We start from the raw sequence: 23,273 nt of genomic DNA on the forward strand, positions 1-23,273 counted from the left end.
CGGCCATGCATCTCCCGACCTGGCTGCTGCGCCTCGGTGGCGCCCTGTGCATCGTCTGCGCCTGCGGGCTGGCCCGGGCCGGCAGCGTGCTCTTCGTCACCAGCAGCCCGGTGGCGCCGGGCAAGTTCGCGGTGCTGGCGCAGGCCGGCGCGGCGCTCGGGCTGCGGATCGAGGTGCGCTACGTCGAGAAGCTGCCGCCCGGCACGCCACCGCCGGCGCTCTGGCAGGGCGCCGACCTGGTGCTGTTCGACACGCCGCGCCAGCACATCGAGGACTTCGTTCGCAGCAAGCTCGACGCCGCGCTGCCGGCGCTGGCCACGCGCCCGCACGCCTGGCTGTCGACCGCGGCCGTGCGGGCGGGCGGCGGGCTCGACGCCGCGCTGGCGCAGCGCCTGCACGCCTACCACGTCAACGGCGGCCAGGCCAACCGCACGCACCTGCTGCAGACGCTGGCCGCGCACCTGAAGGGCCGGCCCTGGCAGGCGCTGCCCGCGCCGCAGGTGTTCCCCGCGGCGGGCGTGTACCACCCGCGCGCGCCGGGCCTGGTGCTGCCGTCGGCCGCCGCCTACCTGGACTGGCTGGGCGTGGACCCGGCGCGGCGCCCGCCCACCGTGGCCATCGCATTCCACCAGCAGAGCATCGCCGCCGAGCAGACCGGCTTCATCGACGACCTCGTCGCGCGCATCGAAGCCGCCGGCGCCATCGCCCTGCCCTTCTACGGCGGCGTGATGGAGCCCGACGCGGTGCGCCGCATGCTGCTGCAGGGCGGCCGGCCGGTGGCCGACGTGCTCGTCAACACGCAGATCACGCTGAACCCCGACGGCCGGCGCCGCGAGTTCGAGGCGCTGGGCCTGCCGGTGGTGCAGGCCATGGCCTACCGCCGCGGCGACGCCACGCAGTGGGCCGCCGACCCGCAGGGCGTGCAACTGATGGACGTGCCCTTCTACCTGGCGCAGGCCGAGTACGCCGGCATCACCGACATCCAGATCGCGATGGCCACGCGCGCCGCCGACGAGCAGGTCGAGCCCATCGCGCCGCAGGCCGCGGCCGTGGTGGCCAAGGCGCTGAACCTGGTGCGCCTGCAGCGCAAGCCCGCGGCCGACAAGCACGTGGCCATCCTCTTCTGGAACTACCCCGGCGGCGAGAAGAATCTCTCGGCCTCGTTCATGAACCTGCCGCGCAGCCTGAGCGGCACGCTCGCCGCGCTGCGAGCTGCGGGCTACCGCACCGAGGCCCTGCCCGAAAGTGCGCTGACGCCGCAGCTGCAGCGCCTGCTGGCACCCGGCTACCGCCCTCCCGACGACCAGGACGTGCTGCGCGCGCTGCTGCGCGACGGCCTCGCCGACCGCCTGCCGGTGGCGCAGTACAGCGCCTGGCTGCAGACGCTGCCCGCCACGGTGCAGGCCGGTCTGCAGCAGCGCTGGGGTGCGCCGGAGCGCAGCGCCATGGTGCTGCGCGAAGGCGCCGCGGCAGTCTTCGTGGTGCCGCGGCTGCGCCTGGGCAACGTGAGCCTGCTGCCCCAGCCCGCGCGCGGCGAGCGTGGCGACGACAAGGAACGTGCGCTGTACCACAGCACCAGCGCCGTGCCGCCGCACCACTACCTCGCCACCTACCTGTGGGCCCGCACGCGCTTCGGCGCCGACGCGCTGGTGCACTTCGGCACCCACGGCACGCAGGAATGGCTGCCGGGCAAGGAACGCGGGCTGTCGGTGTTCGACCATCCGATGCTCGCCGTCGGCGACGTGCCGGTGCTGTACCCGTACATCGTGGACAACATCGGCGAGGCCACGCAGGCCAAGCGCCGCGGCCGGGCGGTGATCCTGAGCCACCAGACACCGCCGTTCGCGCCGGCCGGGCTGCACGCCGCGCTCACGAACATCCACGACCTGCTGCACCAGTGGCAGGCGCAGGACGAAGGCGGCGTGAAGCAGCAGTTGCGCCTGCAGTTCCTGGCCGCGGTGCGCGCCGAGCGCATCGACCGCGACCTCGGCTGGAGCGCCGCGCGCAGCGAGGCCGAGTTCCCGGCCTTCGTGCAGCTGGTGCACGACCACCTGCACGAGCTGGCGCGCACGGCGCAGCCGATGGGGCTGCACACCTTCGGCGCCGGCAGCGAAGAACGCTGGCGCATCGCCACCGTGCTGACGATGCTGGGCCGCGACTTCTGGGAAGCCATGGCCGGCCCCGGCGAAGAGCCCGACGAGCAACTGGTGGCCGACTGGCAGGCACTGCCGCAGAGCACGCCGTACCGGCGGCTGCAGGCGCTGCTGCAGGACGGCACCCTGCCCGACGGCCTGGACGCGGCGACCCGCGCACGCGCACAGCAGGCCCGCGGCTGGTACGCGGCCCTCGGCGCCGACAACGAACTGCGCGCGCTGCTGGCCGGCCTGGAAGGCCGCCACATCCCCACCAGCGGCGGCGGCGACCCGATCAGGAACCCCGACAGCCTGCCCACCGGCCGCAACCTCTACGGCTTCGACCCCAGCCGCGTGCCCACCCAGGCCGCCTGGCAGGCCGGCAAGCTGGCGCTGGAGCGCCTGCTCGACACCCACCGCCGGCAGACCGGCGGCACGCCCGCCAAGCTGGCCTTCACGCTGTGGTCGGTGGAGACCATGCGGCACTTCGGCCTGCTCGAAGCGCAGGCGCTGTGGGCGCTGGGCGTGGAGCCGGTGTGGGACGCCGGCGGCCGCGTCACCGGCGTGCGCCTGGTGCCGCGCGCGCAGCTCGGGCGGCCGCGCGTGGACGTGGTGCTGTCGGCCACCGGCCTGTACCGCGACCACTTCCCGAACGTGATGCGCCAGCTCGCGCGCGCCGCGCAGCTCGCGGCCGACGCGCAGGAGGACGACAACACGGTGGCGGCCAACAGCCGCCGCATCGCGCAGCAGCTGCAGGCGCGCGGGCTCGACGCCGGCGCCGCGCAGCAGGCGGCGGCCACCCGCATCTTCTCGTCGGCTTCGGGCAGCTACGGCAGCGGGCTGGACCAGGCGGCGCTGGCCACCGACACCTGGAAGACGCAGGCCGAAGGCGACCGCAAGCTCGCGGCGCTGTACCTGTCGCGCATGCAATACGCCTACGGTCCCGACGAGGCGCAGTGGGGCAGCGGGCCGCCGGCGGCTGCAGGCGGCGTGAACCTCTACGCCGAGCACCTGCGCGGCACGCAGGGGGCGGTGCTGGCGCGCAGCAGCCACCTGTACGGCATGCTCACCACCGACGACCCCTTCCAGTACCTCGGCGGCATCGGCCTGGCCGTGCGCCAGCTCGACGGCCAGGCACCGGCGCTTTACATCAGCAACCTGCGCGACGGCGGCAGCAACGGCGCCGGCCGCGTCGAAGGTGCTGCGCAGTTCCTGGCCAAGGAGCTGGCGACACGCAACTTCCACCCCGGCCACATCAGCGGGCTGATGGCCGAGGGCTACAGCGGCACGCTGCAGGTGCTGGACGGCATCAACAACTTCGCCGGCTGGCAGAGCGTGGCGCGCGAGATCGTGCGCCACGACCAGTGGCAGGAGTTCATGGACGTCTACGTGCGCGACAAGCACCGGCTGGGCCTGCAGCGCTGGTTCGAGGCGCACAACCCGCACGCGCTGGCGCAGAGCATCGAACGCATGCTGGAGGCCGCGCGCCAGGGCCAGTGGCAGGCCGACGCGGCCAGCGTCGCCGAGCTGCAGGCGCGCTACCGTGCGCTGGCGCGTCGCTTCGCCGTGCGCAGCGACAACGCGGCCTTCGAAGCTTTCGTGGGCTCCTTGGGCTTCGGACTGCAGGCCGCCGTGCCCGCCGCAGCGGCCGTGGCTGCACCACCACCACCGGCACCCGAGCCGGCACCCGTTCCGGCACCACCGGCAGTGCAGGGCCTGCGGCTCGACCGCGTGCCGCCGGCCGCCGACCCGGTGTCGGTCACCGGTGCGCTGGCAGCACTGTGCCTGCTGGCGCTGGCGCTGGCCGGCGGCGTCTGGCGCGGCAGCCGCGCCGACCGCGTCACCCCCACTTCCCGATCCACCCCCATCGCACTGCGGACCGCCTGATGTCTTCCACGCTCGAACACACGATGTACACGCTGGCGCAGCTGTTCCTGCTGCCCACGCTGCTGCTGATCGCGGCGCTCTTCTTCTACGCCTTCTGGGTGCTGGGCGAGTTCGCCGTGCTGGCGCTGCGCAGGCGCCGCGGCCAGGGCCGGCCGCTGCTGGCGCTGCACCGCGCCGCCGCCCCGCGCGGGCTGAGCGAGGACGAGCTCGACCTGCAGGCGCACAAGCTGATGGAAGGCCCGCGCATCGCCAGCCGCGTGACGCCGCTGCTGGGCCTGGTGGCGACGATGATCCCGATGGGCCCGGCGCTGCAGGGCCTGTCCGACGGCAACCTGGCGCAGGTGTCGCAGAACCTCTCGGTGGCGTTCTCGGCGGTGATCCTGGCGCTGATCGCCGCGGCCATCACGTTCTGGGTCTCGAACGTGCGCCGGCGCTGGCTGGCCGAGGAGATGGTCGAGATCGCACGCGGCAACGCGCCGGCCTGAGGCAGACACGCCATGGCACTGAAACTGCTGCACGACGCCGAGACCGACGACCCCATCCTGTCGGTCGTGAACCTGATCGACATCTTCCTCGTCATCATCGCGGCGCTGCTGATCACGGTGGCGCAGAACCCGCTGCTGAGCCCGTTCCAGCAGCGCGACGTCACCATCGTCACCGACCCCGGCAAGCCGAACATGGAGATCGTGGTGAAGCAGGGCGCGAAGGTCGAGCGCTACAAGGCCAGCGGCGCCATCGGCAGCGGCGACGGCGAGAAGGCCGGCGTGGCCTACCGCATGCAGGACGGCAGCATCGTCTACGTGCCCGAAACGGCGGGCGCGCGCTGAACACCGGCGCGCCATCGCCGCCAGTGGTTGTCGAGCCGCAGGCCCGGCGTGGGGATCTGCCGGGCACCGCCCGGCGGCTGCCAGGCGCCGGCGGCCGCGTCGCCACCGGCCCAGACGACTCCGGAAGTGGCGGCCAGCGCACAGGCGCGCGGCAGCGGCTGCAGACCTGGCGCGGCACCGCTGCGCGCCAGGTGCAGCACGGCGTCGGCGCGCGTGGCCGCGACCGCAAAGCCGTCGGGTGTGGCCAGCACGCTGCCGGCGTAGCCGCCGTGGTGCTGCGTGGCGGGCACGGTGTGCAGCGCGCGGCCGTCGAACAGCGCCAGCAGCGGCGCGGCCGCCCGTGCAGCGGCGTCGTCGTGCTCGGCCTGCAGCGCCACGGCCACCGTGCCGTCGGCGTGGCGGGCCAGGTGGCGCAGCGACAGCCGCGGGTCGGGCAGCCGCCACCGGCCCTGCAGCCGGCCCTGCGGGTCCAGCCGCACCAGCGCCGCGTTCATCGTGCCCAGGTCCAGCTTCACGCGGCCGGTCTCGGGCGCGGTGGGCACGCCGCCGTTGGCCACCAGCCAGCCGCCGTCGGGCAGCGCCAGCAGTTCGTGCGGGTCGATGCCGTGCGTGGGCCAGCACGCGCGCAGCGCCAGCGTGCGCGCGTCGCGCAGCACCAGCTGGCCCTGGCCGTCGGCGAGGTCGGTCTCGGTGCACAGCAAGGCTCCGCCCGGCGCCAGCACGAGGTGGCCGCAGCCGCGGCGGTCGGCGTCCAGCCAGTGCCAGTGCGCGCTGGCGGCAGCGCGCTGCGGGTGCCAGCGCAGCAGCCACGGGCCGGGTCGGCGCGCGGCGACGAGCAGGCTGCCGTCGGCGTCGACCTCGAGCCCGTGCGCACGCGTGGGCAGTTCCAGCGCACGCCAGGGCACGAGACCCCGGCCCGGCTGCAGCGCCAGCACGCCGGCGAAGTGGCGGCCGGCACCGTCGTCCCAGGCGGCGGCCAGCAGCGGGCCGCCCGCGGAGGCGGCCGCGCCCGCCATCGGCGGCCAGGCGGCGACCGCGGCGGCGGCCGACAGCAGGCGGCGGCGCTGCATCCGGGCCCTCAGTCGCCGTCGGCGTCGGAGAAGCCGACCGCCACGTCCAGCGCCGGCGCCAGGTCGGCTTCGGCCAGGTGCTTCAGCGCCGCCAGCGCGCGCGCCGCGCGCTGCAGCGGGGCGGGCCCGGTTCCGGCAGGTGCCCCGGCAGCGCCCACGGCAGCGCCGGCCGCCGCGCCGGCCTGCACCAGCCGGTCGGCCAGCAGGTTCAGGCCGCGTCCGCGCAGCAGGGTCTCCAGCGGCACCAGGCCCGCTCCCGGCACCGCACCCGGGGCAAACACCGCCAGCGCCTGCAGGCTGTGCCAGCGCGCCTGGCGCTCCAGCGCCGCCGCGCCCGACAACGCACGCGGCAGCGCCGCCGGCCCACGCTGGCGCAGGTCGGCCAGCGGCTTCTCGAAGCCCGCCAGGCGCAGCGCCTCCAGCCCGCCGATCCACTGGTTCAACGCCTCGGCAGCGGCAGCGGCGCGGTCGTCGGGCGCCGGCGGCAGGCCCTGTCCGAAGGCGTGCACCAGCGCCTGCGCCTCGGCGGCGATGTCGGCGGCGGCAAACACGGCATAGCGGCGTGCAGCCGGCGTCTGCGGCGCCTCGGGCGACCACAGCAGCCACTCCAGCGCGCCCAGGCCCTTGGCCGGGCCGCCGATCTCGTCGGCGGGCACCGCGCCGCCCGCCGCGACGCGCTGCAGCGCACGCAGCACCAAAGCCGGCCGGGTCGGCGCGAAGTCGATGCGGCGGGCCGAGCGCCGCGCCGCCAGCGGCCCCAGCGCCACGGCGCCGAGCGCGGCCCACGTGCGCAGCGCCTGGCGCCAGGCCTGGCGCGCCGGGTCGGCCCCGGCGGCCCCGGCGGCATCCACCCCGGCATCGGCACGGGCCTGCAGCCGGGCCTGCAGCGCGCGCGCCGCGGCCTCGAACGCCAGCGCACGCGGCAGCGCATGGTGGCGCCACAGGCCGTCGACCCAGGCCTGCAGCGTCACCACCGGCACCGCGTTGCGCCGCCAGTCGGCCTGCGCCCGCACGCCGGACCAGGGTGCGCCACTGCCCAGCAGGGCGAGCACGGCGCACAGGCCGCGGCGGCGCGCGGGCGTCACAGCGACTCCACGAAGGCCACCAGCGCCGCGCGCTCGGCCTTCGTCATGCGCAGCACCTGCTGGCGGCTCGCCTCGGCCTCGCCGCCGTGCCAGAGCACGGCTTCGAGCACGCCGTCGGCGCGGCCGTCGTGCAGCAGCCGGGTGTGGCCGTTGACGTCGCGCAGCAGCCCGATGCCCCACAGCGGCGGCGTCTTCCACTGCCGGCCGCTGGCGCCGAAGTCGGGCCGGCCGTCGGCCAGCGCCGGGCCCATGTCGTGCAGCAGCAGGTCGGTGTAGGGCCAGATGCGCTGGCCTTGCAGCACGGGGCTGCTGCGCCCGGGAAACGGCACCGGCCCGGTGACGTAGCTCGGCCGGTGGCACTGCGCGCACTGCGCCTGGGCAAAGAGCTGCTGGCCACGCAGCACCCGGGCGGCCTCGGGGTTGCGGCGGGCAGGCGGGGCCAGCACGGCCTGGTAGAAGACCACGTCGTCCAGCGTCTTGTCGTCGATCTCGGGCGCGCCCGCCGCTGCGCCCCGCGGCGCGGCCAGGCAGTCGGCCTGCAGCGCGGTGCAGGTCTCGCGCGGGAACAGGCGCGAGGTGATGCCGATGTCGCCCAGGAACGCGGCAGCGGTCTGGTGCGCCAGGGTGGCCGTGTTGGCCTTCCAGCCGAAGCGGCCCGGCAGCAGGCGCCCGGCGAAGGCGTCCCAGACCAGGTTGGGACGGCCCTGGACCGGTCCGCCGGCTGCGGCCTGCTCGGCCGCGTTGCGCAGGATCTCGGTCTCGGGGATGGCTTCGAGCAGACCGACGCCGATGAGCTGCGGCGCGATGCGCGGGCTCGTCATCACGTCGGCCGCCATCGGCCCGTGGGCCAGGTCGGTGAAGCCGTACAGCGGCCGCCGCAGCGTGTAGGGCGTGCCGTCGGCGAAGCGGCCGTGCACCGGCTGCCAGCGCACGTGCACCTGGCCCTCGGGGCGCACGCCCTGCACGGCGGCGTTGTCGAGCTGGTCGCCATACACGGGCTCGGGGCGCGGGCCGCCGTGGGCGTCGGTGCCCGGCACCGACAGCCGCAGCAGCAGGGCCTGCGGCGCCTCGCCCGGCCGTGCCGGCGGGGCACCGCGGCCGTCCTGCGCGTGGCAGGCGCCGCACGACCGCGCGATGAAGTGCGGTCCCAGGCCGTCGCGCGCGGTCGTGGAGGCCGGCGCCTCGACCCAGTTGCGCCGGAAGAACGAGTTGCCGATCGCGAAGCGGGTGCGCCCGGCGTCGTCCAGGGTCGCGGCCGGGAACGAGAACGCGTTCCTGCCGGTGGCCCACACCGTGGTGGCGCCACCGGTGCGCTCGCCCAGCGCGTCGGGGGCCTCGCTGGCCTGCAGCCCGGCCCAGGCCAGCAGGCCCGGCAGGGCCAGCAGCGCGGCGGCGCGCTGCCAGGCGCGCCTCACGGCTGCACCAGCGTCAGCCGCGTGATGCCGATGGCCGCGGCCGCCTCCACCAGGTCGCGGCTCTGCTGCGTCAGGCTGGCGATGGCGGCGCGCACCCGCAGGCGGCCGGGCGCGGCGTCGCCGCCGACGATCTCGCGGTCGAACGGCGCCTGGAGGGCCTCGGCCGCCAGCACCGACTGGCGGATCTGCTGCGTCGTGCGGTCGGCGAGTGCGGCGTCCTTCGCCGCCACCAGGTCACGCAGGCCCGGGCCCTGCAGCAGCGTGCCGTCGGCACGGCGGTAGCGGCCCAGCCAGACGTTCTCGATGCCGAGCGCGTTGTTCACGGCGTCGCGGTGCGTGTTGTCGGAAAAGCAGCTGTGCTCGTCTTCCTGGTCCTGGCTGGCCAGCGCCACCTCCAGGCGTTCACCGGCCAGCTCGCCACGCGACAGCGAGCCCAGGCCGACCAGCATCTTGCGCAGCGACGCGGTGCCGCCGGCCTCGAAGCGGGCGCGGTAGTGGTCGCGGCGGTCGGGCGACCACGCCCGCACCAGGCTGCCCAGGTCGTCCAGCAGCAGCTCGGTGACGAGCGCGAGGTACTGGCGGCGGCGGTCTGCATTGGGCGCGCGGCCGTCGATGAAGTCGTCGGCATTGCGGTTGCCGGGGCCGCTGTCCGACAGGTCCTGGCCCCAGAGCATGAACTCGATGGCATGCCAGCCGGTGGCGATGTTCTCTTCGCCGCCGCGTTCGTTCAGCGCCGCCAGCGCGCGCTTGTTCAGCGGCTGGCGGCGGTCGTTGACGAGTCCGGCGCCGGGCCGGCCCTGCACGCCGTCGACGTGGCTTTCGTCCATCGGCCAGGCATTGAGTCGGCCCTCGGGGCCGCGGTCGTCGTCGATGGGGCCGCCGTAGAAGCGAAAGGCCTCGGTCTGGCCGTAGAACTCGCGCGCGTCCAGCCAGGCCTGGCGCGCGGCGGCCAGCCCCTCGGCACCCGGCGCGGCCGTGAACGCCTGCACCGCCTGCTGCAGCCGGCGCGCGCCGGCCAGCGTGTCCTCGTAGGTGGCGTGGACCAGTGCCGCATGGTGGCGGACCACCTGGGCTGTCGTGGGTTGTGCCTGGGCGGCGGCGCCCAGCAGCCCGGCCAGCAGGCCGGCCAGCAACCAGAGCGGCAGCCAGGTCCGGGACACGGGAGTTGCATTCATCGATCGACCTCGCGAGACAACGGCGGCGCAGCCGCACCAGCCGGCAGCCAGCACACCAACGGGGCCAGCCAGCGTGCGCGCCAGGCCAGCGTGAACGCCACGGTCGACGCGGCGGCGGCGAGCAGCATCACCCACACCAGGGCTGCCATTCCGGGGTGGTCGGCCCGCAGGCACAGGCCCCCGGCCGCGGCCAGCGCCGCGGCGCCTGCCGTCCGCAGCAGCAGCTGCTGCAACCGCGTGGGCGCCGCGGCGCTCTGCACCTGCTGCCAGTGCGCCGGCAGCGCAAGCGCCAGCCAGGCGCAGCCGACCACCGCGCAGGCCAGCGCGGCCGGCAAGGCCCAGGCTGCGGTCGCGCCAGGCTCAGCCATGGGCCACCTCGCCGACCGCCGGCGCGACGGCGCCGCTGGCGGCTGGTCCGCGGGCGGCGCGGCGGCGGAGCTGCCGCACGGCCAGCAGCGCCAGCGCCGCCGTGGCCAGCAGCGCCAGGTCGACGCCGGCCACCGGCCACAGGCCGGTGCGCAGCGTGTGCAGCAGGTGGTGGCCGGTGGTCCAGGCGTTGGCCACCACGGCGGCCACGGTCAGCAGGGCCAGCGCCCAGCACTGCTCGCGCCAGGCCGGCGACACCCGGGCCTGGCGCAGCGCGGCGCTGCGCCAAGCGGCATGCGCCAGCGCCAGCAGCCAGGCGCTCCAGAAGACACGCCGCTCCCACAGGCCGCGGTCGGCCAGCGCCTCGGGCAGCAGCCGGTTGGCGAGCAGCACCGCGGCGGTGGCCAGCAGCATGCCGGTGACCGCGGCCACCGCCAGCGCATCGACCCAGCGCGCGCCGGCGCTGCCGGCCGCCGCGTGCTGGCGCTTGCGCTTTTCGACGAAGAACAGGAAACCGGTGGCGATGCAGGCACAGCCCGCCAGCCCGCCCAGCAGGTACAGCCAGCGCAACGGCCAGTGCTCGAAGTGCTGCAGGTGCAAGCCGGTGACGAACTCGTGGACGGCCTGCACGGCCGAAGGCGGCGGGTCCTCGCGCAGCACGCGGCCGCTGCTGGCCTGGAAGTGCACGCCCTGCCCCACCAGCGCCACGCGGTCGCTGCCGGCGCGGTAGATGCTGACGGTGCCGTTGCTGTCGCCGAGGTGGTTCAGGTAGAGGAAGCCGACCTCGCCCGGCATGTCGCGCGCGGCCCAGCGGCGCTGCGCCTCGGCCACCATGGCGTCCACCGACGCCCGCGGCGCGGCCACGCCGGAAGGCCGGTGCGGCAGCCCGGTGCGTGCGGCCTCGGCGGCTTCGTGCGCCGCGTGCAGGGCATGCAGCTGGGTCTCGGAGACCGGCAGGTAGACGTTCGCGAAGATCACCAGCCCCGTCAGCGCGAACATGAAGTGGAAGGGCAGCGCCACCACGCCGGTGAGGTTGTGCAGGTCGAGCACGCTGCGCAGCAGCTGCTTGCGCGGGCGGAACGTGAACAGCTCGCGCAGCAGCCGGCGGTGCAGCACCACGCCGCTGACCAGCGCCACCAGCATCGCCAGCGCCGCGAGCCCGACGATCCAGGTCCCGAGCTGCTTCCACTGCAGGTGCAGGCTGTAGTGCAGCGGGTAGAAGAACGCGCTGCCCAGCGGGTGCTGCTGGCTCGGCAGCACCTGGCCGTTGCGCGGATCGACCGTGAGGCTGCCGTGCACGTGGTGGTGGGCCTGCGGGTCCTGGGGGTCGGGCAGGTCGAAGCCGGCGCCGATGGCCAGCACCGGGTCGCGGTGCGTGGTGTACGCCCACCACTCGGCCGCACGCAGCGTGTCCGGCAGCCGGCCGTGCACGCGGTCGGCCGCGGCCCGCAGCTCGGCGGGATCGGGCACGACCTGCGGGAAGATCGGCGCCAGCACGCGGTCGAACGAGGGCATCGGCTGCGGCGCGAAGCGCGTGGCCGGCATCGCCCAGCGGTCGATCTCGCGGTCGAACACCGACAGCGCGCCGAAGAAGAACACGACCATCAGCACGAAGCCCAGCACGAGCCCGAACCAGGTGTGCAGCCAGGCCATGCTCAGACGGAAGCTGGCGAACATCTCAGGCTCCCGGCACCAGCCACGCGGCCAGGGCGCTCATCGCACCGCCGCCGCCGGCCAGCACCCACCACACCCGCAGCACGCGCGCTGCCGCGAAGGCCCAGCAGACGGCGAGCAGGTAGACCAGGAAGGCGAGCAGCATCGCGAGCGTGTGCGCCTCGTGGTAGTCCATGCCGCCGCGCACCAGCAGCACGATCGCCAGCGTGACGCTGCCCCAGACGAACGCGTAGCCGCCCAGCAGCGCGGCGCCCACGCGCGCCGCCACGGCGGCAGCCCGGCCGCGGCCGGCGGAGGCGGCGGGCTTCAGTGCTGCCATGCCAGGCTCACGCTCGCGCTGCGCGGCGCACCATAGAAGCTCTGCGCCCACATCAGGCTGTTCAGGTGCCTGCGGTCTGTGGCGTTGTGCAGTTGTGCCGTCAGGCTGAGCTGCGCGCCCAGCTCGTAGCGCGCCATCAGGTCGAGCAGCGCGTACGCGTCCTGGCGCGCGGTGGCCCCGACGGTGGTGGTGGCGCCCTGCCACTTGACGCTGGCGCCCAGCTTCAGCTGCGGCAGCGCCGCGAGCCGGTGGCTGGCGCTCAGGCGCAGCGTCTTGCGCGGCACGTACGGCCGGGCGTCGGCACCCGTGGCGTCCTGGATGCGCAACTGCGTGTAGCCCCCGCTGAGCTGCCACCCCGGCGCGGGCTGGCCGGCGATGTCGAGCTCGATGCCCGTGGACGTGGCGTCGACGCCGCGGTAGCGCGACTGCCCGTCGGCGAAGCCCGCGTATTCGGGCGTGTTGTCCTGCTGCACGCGGAACAGCGCCACCGAGCCGTTCAGCCGCTGCTGCAGCCACGCCCCCTTCAGACCCAGTTCGGTGTTGCTGCCGGCGATGGGGTCGAGCACGCGCCCGTCCAGGTCGGTCTGGTGCTGCGGGTTGAAGATGCGCGCATGGCTGGCGTACAGCGTGTGCTGCGCATCCAGGTCCAGCACCAGGCCCAGGTAGGGCGTGGCCTGGCTGTGGCGGTAGGCGTGGTCCAGCCCGTACTGCGTGCCGCTGCTGGTGGCATGCGTGAGGTTGGCACCCAGCAGCAGCTTGAGCATGTCGGCCGGGTTGATGCGCGCGGCGCCGTACAGCGCCGTGCGGCGGTTCTCGAACGCGGCGTGGCCGGTGCGCCCGGCGTCGAACGCCGGGCGCGGAAAGCTGCCCGCCAGCACCTGGGCTTCGCTGAGCGGCAGGCCGACGTCGTCGTCGCTGGACTGCAGCAGGTTGTCGCTGCGGCCGCTGTTGAGGCCCAGCACCAGGTCGTGGCGGCGGCCGGCCACGTCCACGCTGCCGCGCACGTGCACGTCGGCGAGCCACTGGCGTTCGACGTGGTCGTACTTCGACGGCCAGCTGTAGAGCCCGGTGCCGCTGCCGGGCAGGAAGCCGGCATCGCCGTAGACGTAGAACATCTCGCCGTCGGACGACAGCTCGCGCCGCAGCAGGCTGGCCTGCAGCTCCCAGGCCGCCGACAGCGCGTGGCGCAGCTCGGCGAAGAGCTGCGTGTCCGTCGTGTTCCAGTAGGCCCAGTCGGCGGACGAGCTGGCCGAGGTCGCGTAGTGCGTCGGGGTGCCGTCGGCGTAGGCCAGCGGCAAGGCGCCCCACATCGGCGAACGCGGTTGGTTGCGCTGCTGCGACAGGCCGACGCTGAGCACGGTGGCCTCGGCCAGGTCCGCTTCGAGCGTGCCCCCCACCACCGTCTTGCGCAGCTGGTAGCGGTCGAGGTGGGAGTCCCTGTCCTGCAGCGCGGCCACCAGGCGGCCGCGCACGCTGCCGCCTGCGTTCAGCGGGCCGGCCAGGTCGGCGTCGACCCGCACGTCGTTCCAGCGGCCCAGCGTCAGCGCGGCCGCAGCCTGCCGCTGCGCCGTGGGCCGCTTGCGCACGAAGTTCACGGTGGCCGACGGATTGCCGGTGGACGCCAGCAGCCCGTTGGCGCCGCGCAGCACCTCGACGCGGTCGTAGAGCGCGGTGTCGATGTCGCCGAGCTGGTCGCCGGTGGCAAACGGCAGGCCGATGCCGTCGAGCTGGAAGTTCGAGACCTCGAAGCCGCGCACCGAGAAGTAGCTGCGATCGGTTTCGACCACCTCGACGTTGACGCCGGTGACGCTGGACAGCAGCCGGTTGGCGCTGGTGAGGCCGAAGTCCTCGATCTGCGTGCGCGTGACGATGCTGACGGACTGCGGCGTCTCGCGCAGCGACAGGTCCAGCCGCGTGGCGGCGGCAGAGGCGCGGCTGGTGTAGGCCTCGTGCGTCTCGCTGGCCTGCGTGGCGTCGGCACGGGCGCTGGCCCGCACCACGGGCAGGCGCGCCGGTTCCGAAGCGGCAGCGGCGGGCGCGGGCGCGGCGGTGGTCTGCGCCGGTGCGGGCGCGCAGGCCAACGCCGCGGCGGCGGCAGCAGCCAGCAGCGCAAGGCGCCGCGGTGGCAATGCAGGGGAAGCGAAGGAAGATGGGTTCATCGTCAGCCAGCGGGGCATGGGGGTGGAGCCGGGGCTGGCTGGCGCGCGCTGCTGGGCAGGCGGCGTGGCTGGCGGAACGGGGAGCAGCACCGCGCGGCCGGGCAGGCCGCGCGGTGGCGGTGTCACTTCGTGAGGATCAGCTTGCCCATCGCGGTGCGGCGCAAGCGGTAGACCTGCGCCTCGTGTTCGATCTCGACCTCGGTCCGCCCGCCCAGCAGCTCGCTGCTGCTGAGACGGCGCAGGCCAGGCTGCGGCAAGCGGGCCGCCGGCGCCGGCGCGGCGCCCGCGCCGGCGGGCGGCGTCTTGGGGGCCGGCGGATGCGTGGTCACGCGGCGGCACCCAGCGGCACGGCGCCGCGATGCACGGCGCCGGGGCAGCCGGCACAGGCGGCAGCGCCGGCGTGCTCGAGGAAGGTCGCCTCGGCGTGCTCGCGGCAGGCGCCGCAGCCGGTGGCGACGCGCAGCGTGTCCTGCAGCGATGCGAAGTCGGCGCAGCCGCTGCGCACTTCCCGGGCGATGTCGCGGTCACTGACGCGGTGGCAGATGCAGACAATCATGCTGCGCAGTTTAATGCGAATCATTCCTGTTTGCAAGTGCAATCCGGGCGAAGCGCCAGTGCGCCTGACTCGCATTCCGACCCGCCAAGCGTGGCCTTGCGGCGGCCGCCCCGATCCGGGCGCCGAGAATGCAGGCCTTCCAACAACGAGGCGAGGCCCCCATGCAAGGCGACCCCCAGGTCATCGCGCACCTGAACGCGCAGCTCAAGCTCGAACTCACGGCCATCAACCAGTACTTCCTGCACGCGCGCATGCTGAAGAACTGGGGCTTCGCGCGCATGGCCAAGCACGAATACGACGAGTCGATCGAGGAGATGAAGCACGCGGACAAGCTGATCGAGCGCGTGCTGATGCTGGGCGGCCTGCCCAACCTGCAGGACCTGGGCAAGCTCTTCATCGGCGAATCGGCGATCGAGACGCTGCACTGCGACCTGAAGATCGAGCAGACCTCGCTGCAGCACCTGAAGGACGCCATCGCGCACTGCGAGAGCGTGCGCGACTACGTCAGCCGCGACCTGTTCACCGACATCCTCGACGACACCGAGGAGCACGTCGACCACATCGAGACCCAGCTGGAGCTGGTGGGCCAGCTCGGCGAGCAGAACTTCCTGCAGTCGCAGGTGGGCATGGGCAGCTGAGCGGCAAGCCTGGACACGCACTACAGCGTGTCCAGCACCTCGTCGGCCAGCGCGAACGCCGTGCTGGCGCCGGTGCCGCTGGTCACCACCACGAGCCGCGTGGCCGGGCCCGGCGTGTGCACCAGCACGTCGTCGTCGTGGCCCACGGGGTAGTGGCCGCTCCAGCGCTCCACCACGCCGTAGTCGCCCGGCACCAGCAGTGCCTGCAGTTCGCGCAGGATCAGCGTGTCGACGGCCTCGCTGGGGGGTGCGCCCGGTGCGGCGAATGGGCCGGCGGCGGTGTCGTCGTGGTGCGAGTCGCCCACCACCAGGCTGCCGTCGGCGCTCTGCACCACGATCAGGTGCACGCCGTGCGCCAGGCAGTCGGCGGCGTCGTGCTGCAGCGCCGTGCGCAGCGCTTGCGCCTCGGGCAGCTGCGCGAAGCCGCCGTAGCGCACCAGGCTCAGGTCGCCCAGCACCGCGCCGGGCAGCCGCCACGGCGACGGCGGGCGCACGCGCAGCATCTGCAGCCGCGTCAGCCGCAGGCCGTGGCTGGCCAGCACCTCGGCGCCGATGCCGCCGAACACGGTGCCCGGGCAGGCCACCACGCGCGCGGCCTGCAGCACGCGGCGCGCCGTGCGCACCTGCGGCGCCAGCGCCTCGTGCACCGTCTCGCCCCAGAAGAACTGCACGCCATGCACCTCGGCCAGCCAGGCGGCCAGGCGCGGCAGCGCGTCGCGCGACTCCACGCGCAGCTCGTGCCGCGACCACAGCGCGGCGCGGGTGTCGGCGTGCAGCATCGGCAGCTGCGCCCGCGCCGCCGCGCCGTCCACCAGCCGGCAGCCGGCGCCGTGCGGCCCCGCCGCGTAGGCTTCCAGCACCGCCACCGCGGCCGGCCGGCGCGCGGTGACCCAGGCGCCACGGTGCAGCACGGCGATGCCCGCGGCCGGCGCGACCTCGGCCCAGACCGCCCGCGTGCGCTCGGCCCGGCGGCGCGTGGCGCCGGCCTGGCCGGTGACGGTGACGAAGCCGAAGTTGCGCACCGACGCGCCGACGCAGCGCGTGTCGCGCTCGACCACCGCCACGCGCCAGCCACGGCGCACGCCGGCCAGCGCATGCGCCAGGCCGACGATGCCGGCCCCGACGACCACCAGGTCGAAGCCGCGGTTCATGGCGTGCGCACCAGGCGCAGCACCGGCCAGGCGCGCACTGTGGCTTCGGCCAGCAGGCGCGGGTCGGGGTCCACCACCACCGGCAGGCCCACCGCGCGCAGCAGCGGCAGGTCGTTGGCCGAGTCGCTGTAGAAGTGCGCGTGCCGCAGCCCCGTGGCCGGCTCGCCGCGCGCCGACAGCCAGTCGAGCAGCCGCGCCACCTTGCCGTCGCGCATGTTGGGCGTGCCGGTGGTGCGGCCGCTGTAGCGGCCGTCCACCAGTTCCAGCTCGGTGGCGATCAGGTGCTCGAAGCCCAGCGCCTCGGCCGTGCGCTGGCTGATGGCGCGGTTGGTGGCCGTGCTCATCAGCAGCCGGTGGCCGGCGCTGCGGTGGCGCTCGACCAGCGCCCGCGCCGCGGCCGGGATGCGCGGCAGCACCTCGGCCTGCAGGAAGCGTTCGCACCACGGTGCCCAGTGCGCGGGCGTGTGCCCGGCCAGCAGCGCGGCGTGGAAGTCGCAGTAGGCCGCGACGCCGACGCTGCCGTCGCGGTAGGCGGCGTCCAGCGCCTGGTTGCGCGCCTGCTGGTCGGGCGCGGCGAGGCCCTGGCGCACGAGGAAGTCGCACCAGAGCACGTCGCTGTCGCCCGACAGCAGCGTGTGGTCGAGGTCGAAGATGGCCAGCGGCGGCGGGGTGCTCACGGCGGCAGCAGCGCGGTGGCGCTGTCGTCCTTCAGCGCGATGCCGGTGGTGCGCCGGCGCAGCGCGGCGTGCACCAGCCAGGCCAGGCGCCGTGCGGCCAGGTCCGGCGCCAGGCCATCGGGCCGGATGTTGCTGATGCAGTTGCGCTGCGCGTCGGTGGTGCCGACCTCGGGCGCGTGCGTGAGGTAGGCGCCGACGCTGTCGGGCGCGCTCAGCCCGGGCCGTTCGCCCAACAGGATCAGCACCAGCCGCGCCTGCAGCAGCGCGCCCACCTCGTCGGCCAGCGCCACCCGCGCCTGCGTGGCGATGGTGACCGGCGCCAGCGCCAGCGCAGGTGCGCCGACCTCGGCCAGCGCGGCGCGCAGCAGGCGCAGCAGCAGCGGCACGTGCTGCTGCACGGCGGCGGCCGACAGGCCGTCGGCCACGACGATGGCCAGGTCCACCGGTGCCCCGGCGCCCGCGGCGGCAGCCGCTTCCAGCACCGCCACGCTGTCGGCCTGCAGCCGGCGGCCCCAGTCGGGGCGGCGCAGGTAGGCCTCGCGCGAGGGCGCGCGGCTCGCCACCACCTGCGTGGCCCAGCCGTCGACCTGCAGCGCCGCGGCCAGCGCCGCCACGTCCAGCGGCACGTGCACCGCGTCGCGCGCCATCGCATGCGCCGCGGCGAAGCGCAGCAGCTCGTGCGTGGGCAGGCTGGTGCCGGCGCGGCCGAGCGCGATGCGCGCCGGCGTGTGCTGGCGCAGCGCGGACCACGGGTCGGGCGGCGGCGTGTCGGCGGGTAGCGGCAGCGTCGTCATGGCACGCTCCAGGGCAGCAGCGCCGCGACGGACGCGGCCAGCGCCGGCCGCGCTGGCGCCGGCAGCAGCGCGCCAGCCGCGTCGGTGATGCCCTGGCGCTGCAGCCAGGCCTCGAACTCGGGCGCGCGCTGCAGGCCCAGCAGCCGGCGCACGAACAGCGCGTCGTGGAACGAGGTGCTCTGGTAGTTCAGCATCACGTCGTCGGCACCGGGCACGCCCATCACGAAGTTCAGCCCGCTGGCGGCCAGCAGCACCAGCAGGTTGTCCATGTCATCGCTGTCGGCCTCGGCGTGGTTGGTGTAGCAGATGTCGCAGCCCATCGGCAGGCCCAGCAGCTTGCCGCAGAAGTGGTCCTCGAGGCCGGCGCGCAGGATCTGCTTGCCGTCGTACAGGTACTCGGGGCCGATGAAGCCGACCACGGTGTTCACCAGCAGCGGCCGGTAGCGCCGCGCCACCGCGTAGGCGCGGGCTTCCAGCGTCTGCTGGTCGACGCCGTGGTGCGCACCGGCCGACAGCGCGCTGCCCTGCCCGGTCTCGAAATACATCACGTTGTCGCCCAGCGTGCCGCGGCGCAGCGACAGCGCCGCGGCGTGCGCCTCGTCCAGCAGCGCCAGATCGATGCCGAAGCTGCGGTTCGTGCCCTCGGTGCCGGCGATGGACTGGAACACCAGGTCCACCGGCGCGCCCTGCGCGATGGCCTGCAGCGTGTTCGTCACGTGGGTCAGCACGCAGCTCTGCGTGGGCACTTCGTGGCGCTGGATGAGGTCGTCCAGCAGGTGCAGCAGCTGCACCATCGCCGGCACCGAATCAGCCGCGGGGTTGATGCCGATGACGGCGTCGCCGGCGCCGTACAGCAGCCCGTCCAGCGTGCTGGCCAGGATGCCGGCCGGGCTGTCCGAGGGGTGGTTGGGCTGCAGCCGCACCGCCAGGTGGCCGGGCAGGCCCAGCGTGTCGCGAAAGCGCGTCACGACGCTGCAGCGGCGCGCCACCGCCATCAGGTCCTGGTTGCGCATCAGCTTGCTGACGGCAGCCACCATCTCGGGCGTGAGCCCGGGAGCCAGCGCAGCCAGCACCGGCCCGGTGGCCGCGTCCGACAGCAGCCAGTCGCGGAAGCCGCCCACCGTGAGGTGCGCCACCGGCGCGAAGGCGGCGGCATCGTGGCTGTCGATGATGAGCCGCGTCACCGCGTCGTCCTCGTAGGGCACCAGCGCCTCGCTCAGGAAGCGCCGCAGCGGCACGTCGGCCAGGGCCATGCGCGCGGCCACGCGTTCCTGCGCGCTGTCGGCGGCGACGCCGGCCAGCTGGTCGCCCGAGCGTGCCGGCGTGGCCTTGGCCATGAGCGTGCGCAGGTCGGCGAACGCGTGCGTGTGGGGGCCCAGCGTGGCGCGGTAGCCCATGGCGGTCTCCGGTCTCAGACCGCCGCGGTGGGAATGCCCAGGGCGCGCAGCGACGCGGCCACCGCGTCCACGGCCTGCTGCAGATCCTGGCGGCCGATGGCGCCGATGCAGCCGACGCGGAAGGTCTCCACCGTCGTCAGCTTGCCCGGGTAGAGCATGAAGCCGCGCTGCTTGGCCTCGGCGTAGAAGCGCTTGAAGTCGTAGGCCGGGTGCGCCGGCGCGTGGAAGGTCACGATGATGGGTGCCTGGTGCTGCGGCGCCAGGAAGGGCTGCAGGCCGAGGGCGGACATGCCGTCGACCAGCGTGCGGCAGTTGTCGGTGTAGCGCGCCAGCCGCGCCGGCTGGCCGCCTTCCTCCTCGAACTGCGTGATGGCCTCGGCCAGCGCCACCACCACGTGCGTGGGCGGCGTGAAGCGCCACTGGCCGGTCTTCTCCATGTAGGCGTGCTGGTCGTGCAGGTCCATCGCCAGGCTCTGGCTGTTGCCGGCGCAGGCGTCGAGCACGGCCTTGCGCAGGAACACGAAGCCCATGCCGGGCACACCTTCCAGGCACTTGCCGCTGGCCGCCACCAGCGCGTCGAAGCGCATGCTGCGCGCGTCGATCGGCAGCGCCGCGAAGCTGCTCATCGCATCGACGATCAGGCCCCGGCCGTGGCGCTCGCACACTGCGGCCACCTCGGCCAGCGGGTTCAGCACGCCGGCGCCGGTCTCGCAGTGGATCATCACCACGTGCGTGATGCTGGCCACCGCCTTCAGCCGCGCGTCGAGCGCCGCCGCCGAGACGGGCTCGTCCTCGGCGAAGCTCATCACGCTGACACGCCGGCCCATCAGTTCGGTCAGCCGCGCGGCGCGCTTGCAGTAGGCGCCGTTGTCCAGCACCAGCACGTGGCCGTCGCGCGGCACCACGGTGGCCACCGCGGCCTCGACGCTGAAGGTGCCGCTGCCCTGCAGCGGCACCACCACGTGCGTGTCGTGGCCGTGCACGATGTCCAGCAGCCGCCGCCGCACGCCGGCCGTCACGGCATTGAAGTCGGCGTCCCACGAGCCCCAGTCGTGCAGCATCGCGAGCTTGGTGCGCAGCGTGGTCGTCAGAGGGCCCGGGGTCAGCAGGATGCGGTCGCGGTCCATCGGTGTCTCCTTGTCGTCTTGGGCTCAGGCCCGCCAGGCGCTGGTGCGGCGTTCGACCCACCAGGCCAGCGCCATGAACAGCAGCATCGCCACGCTGGACGCGGCCGTGATCAGCACCGCCATCGCCGCGGCGGCGCCGGTCTCGCCGGCTTCGTCGAGGTTCAGGATGGCGATCGCGGCGACCTTGGTCTCGGGGGCGTACAGGAACACCACGGCCGAGATCGTCGTCATCGCGTTGATGAAGAAGTAGCGCGCGATGTCCACCAGCGCCGGCGTGCAGATGGGCAGCGTGACGCGGCGGAAGGTCACCCAGAACGGCACCTTCAGCGACACCGAGACGGCCTCGAACTCGGCGTCCAGCGCCTTCAGCGCCGTCACCGCGGTGAGGTGGCCCGTGGTGTAGAAATGGGCGATGGTGCACACCGTCAGCAGCGCCATCGTGTGGTACAGCCCCGACAGCGGGTTGCCGGGCGCATTGAAGAAGAAGATGTAGCCCAGGCCCAGCACCAGGCCCGGCACCGCCATCGGCAGCAGCGCCAGCAGCCGCACGGCGCTGCGCAGCGCCCCGGCGCCCTCGGTCTTCTCGAGCAGGTAGGCGCCGCCGAACACCAGCGCGGTGCCGAACACGGCTGTGCCGGCCGCCATCACCAGGCTGTTGACGAAGGCGGTGCCGACCTCGGCGTCGACCAGGCCCATCACGTAGTGGTTCAGCGTCGGCGCCAGGTTGTAGGGCCAGAGCCTGGCGAACGATGCGAACACCGCCATGCCCATCATCGCCAGCACCAGCGCGGCGATGGCCACGCAGTACGCAGTGGCCAGGCCGTCGCGCCAGCGCCGCGGCGCGGGCCGGTAGGGCACCGCGCGCGCGGTGAGCAGCGCGGTCTGGCGCCGGGCCACCCAGCGGTCGACGGCGAAGGTCAGCACGGCCGGCGCTAGCAGCAGCAGCGCGACGACGGCGCCGCGCTGGAAGTCCTGCTGGCCGATGACGAGCTGGAACACGTCGGTGGCCAGCATGTTGAAGTTGCCGCCGATCACCTTCGGGATGCCGAAGTCGGTGATGACCAGCGTGAAGCTGACCAGCGACGCCGAGATCAGCCCGTACTTGGCGCCGGGCAGCGTGATCGTGAAGAAGCGCCGCCAGCCGCCGGTGCCCATCGCGTGCGCGGCCTCGTAGAGCCGGCCGTCGGCGGCGCCGAGCGCCGTGACCAGGATCATCAGCACGTGCGGGAACACGGCGAAGCACTCCGCCACCACGATGCCCGGCGCGCCGTAGATCGAGGCCACGCCCAGCGCCTGCATCGCGCCCTTGGCCACACCCTGGTTGCCGAACCAGTAGATCAGCGAGATCGCCGCCAGCAGCGACGGTGCCAGCAGCGGCAGCAGCGTGATGCCACGGAACAGCGCCTTGCCACGCATGCGCGTGCGCCGCAGTGCGTAGGCGAACGCGAAGGCCAGCGGCACCGTGACCAGCGTGACCAGCGCCGACACCCACAGGCTGTTGCCCAGCGACACCAGCAGCGCCGGCGTGCGGGCGTAGGCGAAGAAGTTCGCGAGCCCCGCGAAGCGGCCCTGCGCGTCCTGCAGCGCCTGCTGCAGGATGGCCGCCAGCGGTGCCGCCAGGAACACCAGCAGCAGCACCAGCACCACGGCCAGCGCGGCATGGGCCAGGCGCTGCGTGGGGTCGGTGCGCGGCTGCACGCCGGCCGCCGACACGGCGCCGGGCGGCCTGCCGAGCACCACGCTCATGCGAACACCCGCAGCCGCTCGGGCAGCAGCTTCAGCGGCAGGCACGAGCCCACCTGCAGCTGCCGTTCGGCCAGGAAGTTCAGCGACAGCACGACTTCCAGGCGTTCGCCGGCCAGCGCCGCGCCCGCCACCGTGACCAGGCAGTACGAGCCCAGGAACTCGATGCGCTCGATGCAGGCCTCGAACACGTTGGGTTCGCCCGGGGCGATGGGGCGCGCCAGCACGTCCTCGGGCCGCAGGTAGACCTTCACCGACTCGCCCGCGCTGCCGCGGCCGGCCAGGCCGTTGCCCTGGAACTCGGTGGCGCCGATGCGCAGCCGGCCTTCGCCGCAGCGGGTGGCGGCCACCGCGTTGATGCGGCCCACGAAGTCGGCCACGAAGGGCGTGGCCGGCTCGCGGTAGACCTCCATCGGCGTGCCCACCTGCTCGATCGCGCCCTGGTTCATCACGACGATGCGGTCGGCCACCGACAGCGCCTCTTCCTGGTCGTGCGTGACCATGATGGTGGTCACGCCGAGCTGGCGCTGCAGCGCCTTGATCTCCTGGCGCAGGTGCACGCGCACGATGGCATCCAGCGCCGACAGCGGCTCGTCCAGCAGCAGCAGCCCGGGCGCGGTGGCCAGCGCCCGCGCCAGCGCGATGCGCTGCTGCTGGCCGCCCGAGAGCTGCGCCGGGAACTTGTCCTCGCTGCCCGGCAGCCCCACCAGGCGCAGCAGTTCGCCCACCCGCGCCCGCACCTGCGCCCGCGGCTGGCGCCGGTTCACGAGGCCGTAGGCCACGTTGTCGGCCACGGTCAGGTTGGGAAACAGCGCGTACGACTGGAACACGATGCCGTAGTCGCGCTGCGCCGGCGGCAGCGCCGTGATGTCGCGACCGGCCTGCAGCAGCCGCCCGCGCGTGGGCACCTCGAGCCCCGCCACGATGCGCAGCAGCGTCGTCTTGCCGCAGCCCGAAGGCCCGAGGAAACACACGAACTCGCCGGGCGCGATCTGCAGGTCCACGCCCTGCAATGCCGTGAAGCTCCCGAACTGCTTGGCAACCCCTTGCAGTTCGAGATAGGGCGAGTTCAGTTCCACGC

General features: G+C 74.2%; 21 protein-coding genes. 4 read left to right on the forward strand and 17 right to left on the reverse strand.

Going from position 1 to position 23,273, the window contains the following annotated elements; genetic code table 11:
* The first annotated feature begins 5 nt into the window (after nt 1–5).
* The 3 genes from cobN to ACPOLB_RS07335 are packed head-to-tail and all read left to right on the forward strand — an operon-like array spanning nt 6 to nt 4,846.
* Nucleotides 6–4,019, forward strand: coding sequence for a cobaltochelatase subunit CobN (gene cobN / locus ACPOLB_RS07325; protein ID WP_425260648.1), 4,014 nt, complete (start codon nt 6–8; stop codon nt 4,017–4,019).
* Nucleotides 4,019–4,504 carry a MotA/TolQ/ExbB proton channel family protein gene (locus ACPOLB_RS07330; protein WP_425260650.1) on the forward strand — a complete coding sequence of 162 codons (486 nt, stop codon included), beginning with the start codon at nt 4,019–4,021 and terminating at the stop codon, nt 4,502–4,504. The genes cobN and ACPOLB_RS07330 overlap by 1 nt, the downstream gene beginning before the upstream one ends.
* Nucleotides 4,505–4,516: 12 nt before the next feature.
* Nucleotides 4,517–4,846: a DUF2149 domain-containing protein gene (locus ACPOLB_RS07335; protein ID WP_425260651.1), complete on the forward strand. Its 330-nt coding sequence runs from the start codon at nt 4,517–4,519 to the stop codon at nt 4,844–4,846.
* Here ACPOLB_RS07335 and ACPOLB_RS07340 read toward each other — a convergent pair.
* From ACPOLB_RS07340 to ACPOLB_RS07385, 10 genes are all read right to left on the reverse strand, one after another.
* On the reverse strand, nt 4,816–5,916 hold the full coding sequence (locus ACPOLB_RS07340; protein ID WP_425260652.1) for a DUF1513 domain-containing protein: 1,101 nt from the start codon (nt 5,914–5,916) through the stop codon (nt 4,816–4,818). The two genes, ACPOLB_RS07335 and ACPOLB_RS07340, sit on opposite strands and share 31 nt — an antisense overlap.
* 8 nt (nt 5,917–5,924) lie before the next feature.
* Complete coding sequence (locus tag ACPOLB_RS07345; protein WP_425260653.1) at nt 5,925–7,001, reverse strand: imelysin family protein; 1,077 nt, start codon at nt 6,999–7,001, stop codon at nt 5,925–5,927.
* Nucleotides 6,998–8,416 carry a di-heme oxidoredictase family protein gene (locus ACPOLB_RS07350; protein ID WP_425260654.1) on the reverse strand — a complete coding sequence of 473 codons (1,419 nt, stop codon included), beginning with the start codon at nt 8,414–8,416 and terminating at the stop codon, nt 6,998–7,000. Before ACPOLB_RS07350 ends, ACPOLB_RS07345 begins: the two co-directional genes overlap by 4 nt.
* On the reverse strand, nt 8,413–9,591 hold the full coding sequence (locus tag ACPOLB_RS07355; RefSeq protein ID WP_425260655.1) for an imelysin family protein: 1,179 nt from the start codon (nt 9,589–9,591) through the stop codon (nt 8,413–8,415). Before ACPOLB_RS07355 ends, ACPOLB_RS07350 begins: the two co-directional genes overlap by 4 nt.
* The gene (locus ACPOLB_RS07360; RefSeq protein ID WP_425260656.1) at nt 9,588–9,959 is read right to left on the reverse strand and encodes a DUF3325 family protein; all 372 of its coding nucleotides are present in this window, start codon (nt 9,957–9,959) and stop codon (nt 9,588–9,590) included. The genes ACPOLB_RS07355 and ACPOLB_RS07360 overlap by 4 nt, the downstream gene beginning before the upstream one ends.
* Nucleotides 9,952–11,634, reverse strand: coding sequence for a PepSY-associated TM helix domain-containing protein (locus ACPOLB_RS07365; RefSeq protein WP_425260657.1), 1,683 nt, complete (start codon nt 11,632–11,634; stop codon nt 9,952–9,954). The genes ACPOLB_RS07360 and ACPOLB_RS07365 overlap by 8 nt, the downstream gene beginning before the upstream one ends.
* A 1-nt stretch (nt 11,635) precedes the next feature.
* Nucleotides 11,636–11,950, reverse strand: coding sequence for an iron uptake protein (locus ACPOLB_RS07370; RefSeq protein ID WP_425260658.1), 315 nt, complete (start codon nt 11,948–11,950; stop codon nt 11,636–11,638).
* Nucleotides 11,938–14,109, reverse strand: coding sequence for a TonB-dependent siderophore receptor (locus tag ACPOLB_RS07375; RefSeq protein WP_425260659.1), 2,172 nt, complete (start codon nt 14,107–14,109; stop codon nt 11,938–11,940). The genes ACPOLB_RS07370 and ACPOLB_RS07375 overlap by 13 nt, the downstream gene beginning before the upstream one ends.
* A 122-nt stretch (nt 14,110–14,231) precedes the next feature.
* Nucleotides 14,232–14,438 carry a hemin uptake protein HemP gene (gene hemP / locus ACPOLB_RS07380; RefSeq protein ID WP_425260660.1) on the reverse strand — a complete coding sequence of 69 codons (207 nt, stop codon included), beginning with the start codon at nt 14,436–14,438 and terminating at the stop codon, nt 14,232–14,234.
* Nucleotides 14,435–14,665 (reverse strand): (2Fe-2S)-binding protein, encoded by a 231-nt coding sequence (locus tag ACPOLB_RS07385; RefSeq protein WP_425260661.1) that lies wholly within the window; start codon nt 14,663–14,665, stop codon nt 14,435–14,437. Before ACPOLB_RS07385 ends, hemP begins: the two co-directional genes overlap by 4 nt.
* A 161-nt stretch (nt 14,666–14,826) precedes the next feature.
* Here ACPOLB_RS07385 and bfr point away from each other — a divergent pair, with 161 nt between their 5' ends.
* Nucleotides 14,827–15,303, forward strand: a complete 477-nt coding sequence (gene bfr, locus ACPOLB_RS07390) for a bacterioferritin (protein WP_425260662.1) — start codon at nt 14,827–14,829, stop codon at nt 15,301–15,303.
* Between the two features lie 20 nt (nt 15,304–15,323).
* Here bfr and ACPOLB_RS07395 read toward each other — a convergent pair whose 3' ends face one another.
* From ACPOLB_RS07395 to ACPOLB_RS07425, 7 genes are read right to left on the reverse strand one after another with little or no spacing between them, the layout of a single operon-like run.
* Nucleotides 15,324–16,454, reverse strand: coding sequence for a TIGR03364 family FAD-dependent oxidoreductase (locus tag ACPOLB_RS07395; protein WP_425260663.1), 1,131 nt, complete (start codon nt 16,452–16,454; stop codon nt 15,324–15,326).
* Nucleotides 16,451–17,131: an HAD family hydrolase gene (locus tag ACPOLB_RS07400; RefSeq protein WP_425260664.1), complete on the reverse strand. Its 681-nt coding sequence runs from the start codon at nt 17,129–17,131 to the stop codon at nt 16,451–16,453. Before ACPOLB_RS07400 ends, ACPOLB_RS07395 begins: the two co-directional genes overlap by 4 nt.
* Entirely contained in the window at nt 17,128–17,925 is a 798-nt protein-coding gene (gene eutC / locus ACPOLB_RS07405; RefSeq protein ID WP_425260665.1) for an ethanolamine ammonia-lyase subunit EutC, read from the reverse strand. The genes ACPOLB_RS07400 and eutC overlap by 4 nt, the downstream gene beginning before the upstream one ends.
* Nucleotides 17,922–19,322, reverse strand: a complete 1,401-nt coding sequence (locus ACPOLB_RS07410) for an ethanolamine ammonia-lyase subunit EutB (protein ID WP_425260667.1) — start codon at nt 19,320–19,322, stop codon at nt 17,922–17,924. Before ACPOLB_RS07410 ends, eutC begins: the two co-directional genes overlap by 4 nt.
* Before the next feature lie 14 nt (nt 19,323–19,336).
* Nucleotides 19,337–20,449 (reverse strand): 2-aminoethylphosphonate--pyruvate transaminase, encoded by a 1,113-nt coding sequence (locus ACPOLB_RS07415; protein ID WP_425260669.1) that lies wholly within the window; start codon nt 20,447–20,449, stop codon nt 19,337–19,339.
* Between the two features lie 24 nt (nt 20,450–20,473).
* A complete protein-coding gene (locus ACPOLB_RS07420; protein WP_425260671.1) occupies nt 20,474–22,195 on the reverse strand; it encodes a putative 2-aminoethylphosphonate ABC transporter permease subunit in 1,722 nt (573 codons plus the stop codon).
* The gene (locus tag ACPOLB_RS07425; RefSeq protein WP_425260672.1) at nt 22,192–23,271 is read right to left on the reverse strand and encodes a putative 2-aminoethylphosphonate ABC transporter ATP-binding protein; all 1,080 of its coding nucleotides are present in this window, start codon (nt 23,269–23,271) and stop codon (nt 22,192–22,194) included. The genes ACPOLB_RS07420 and ACPOLB_RS07425 overlap by 4 nt, the downstream gene beginning before the upstream one ends.
* Between the last annotated feature and the right edge of the window lie 2 nt (nt 23,272–23,273).

It is taken from the genome of Rubrivivax soli, from assembly GCF_049810355.1.
Taxonomy (GTDB): domain Bacteria; phylum Pseudomonadota; class Gammaproteobacteria; order Burkholderiales; family Burkholderiaceae_C; genus Rubrivivax.

Coding starts and splice junctions, on each gene's coding strand:
- cobN (WP_425260648.1), top strand. CDS start 6: ATGCATCTCCCGACCTGGCTGCTGCGCCTCGGTGGCGCCCTGTGCATC.
- ACPOLB_RS07330 (WP_425260650.1), top strand. CDS start 4,019: ATGTCTTCCACGCTCGAACACACGATGTACACGCTGGCGCAGCTGTTC.
- ACPOLB_RS07335 (WP_425260651.1), top strand. CDS start 4,517: ATGGCACTGAAACTGCTGCACGACGCCGAGACCGACGACCCCATCCTG.
- ACPOLB_RS07340 (WP_425260652.1), bottom strand. CDS start 5,916: ATGCAGCGCCGCCGCCTGCTGTCGGCCGCCGCCGCGGTCGCCGCCTGG.
- ACPOLB_RS07355 (WP_425260655.1), bottom strand. CDS start 9,591: ATGAATGCAACTCCCGTGTCCCGGACCTGGCTGCCGCTCTGGTTGCTG.
- ACPOLB_RS07360 (WP_425260656.1), bottom strand. CDS start 9,959: ATGGCTGAGCCTGGCGCGACCGCAGCCTGGGCCTTGCCGGCCGCGCTG.
- ACPOLB_RS07365 (WP_425260657.1), bottom strand. CDS start 11,634: ATGTTCGCCAGCTTCCGTCTGAGCATGGCCTGGCTGCACACCTGGTTC.
- ACPOLB_RS07370 (WP_425260658.1), bottom strand. CDS start 11,950: ATGGCAGCACTGAAGCCCGCCGCCTCCGCCGGCCGCGGCCGGGCTGCC.
- ACPOLB_RS07375 (WP_425260659.1), bottom strand. CDS start 14,109: ATGAACCCATCTTCCTTCGCTTCCCCTGCATTGCCACCGCGGCGCCTT.
- ACPOLB_RS07385 (WP_425260661.1), bottom strand. CDS start 14,665: ATGATTGTCTGCATCTGCCACCGCGTCAGTGACCGCGACATCGCCCGG.
- bfr (WP_425260662.1), top strand. CDS start 14,827: ATGCAAGGCGACCCCCAGGTCATCGCGCACCTGAACGCGCAGCTCAAG.
- ACPOLB_RS07395 (WP_425260663.1), bottom strand. CDS start 16,454: ATGAACCGCGGCTTCGACCTGGTGGTCGTCGGGGCCGGCATCGTCGGC.
- eutC (WP_425260665.1), bottom strand. CDS start 17,925: ATGACGACGCTGCCGCTACCCGCCGACACGCCGCCGCCCGACCCGTGG.
- ACPOLB_RS07410 (WP_425260667.1), bottom strand. CDS start 19,322: ATGGGCTACCGCGCCACGCTGGGCCCCCACACGCACGCGTTCGCCGAC.
- ACPOLB_RS07415 (WP_425260669.1), bottom strand. CDS start 20,449: ATGGACCGCGACCGCATCCTGCTGACCCCGGGCCCTCTGACGACCACG.
- ACPOLB_RS07420 (WP_425260671.1), bottom strand. CDS start 22,195: ATGAGCGTGGTGCTCGGCAGGCCGCCCGGCGCCGTGTCGGCGGCCGGC.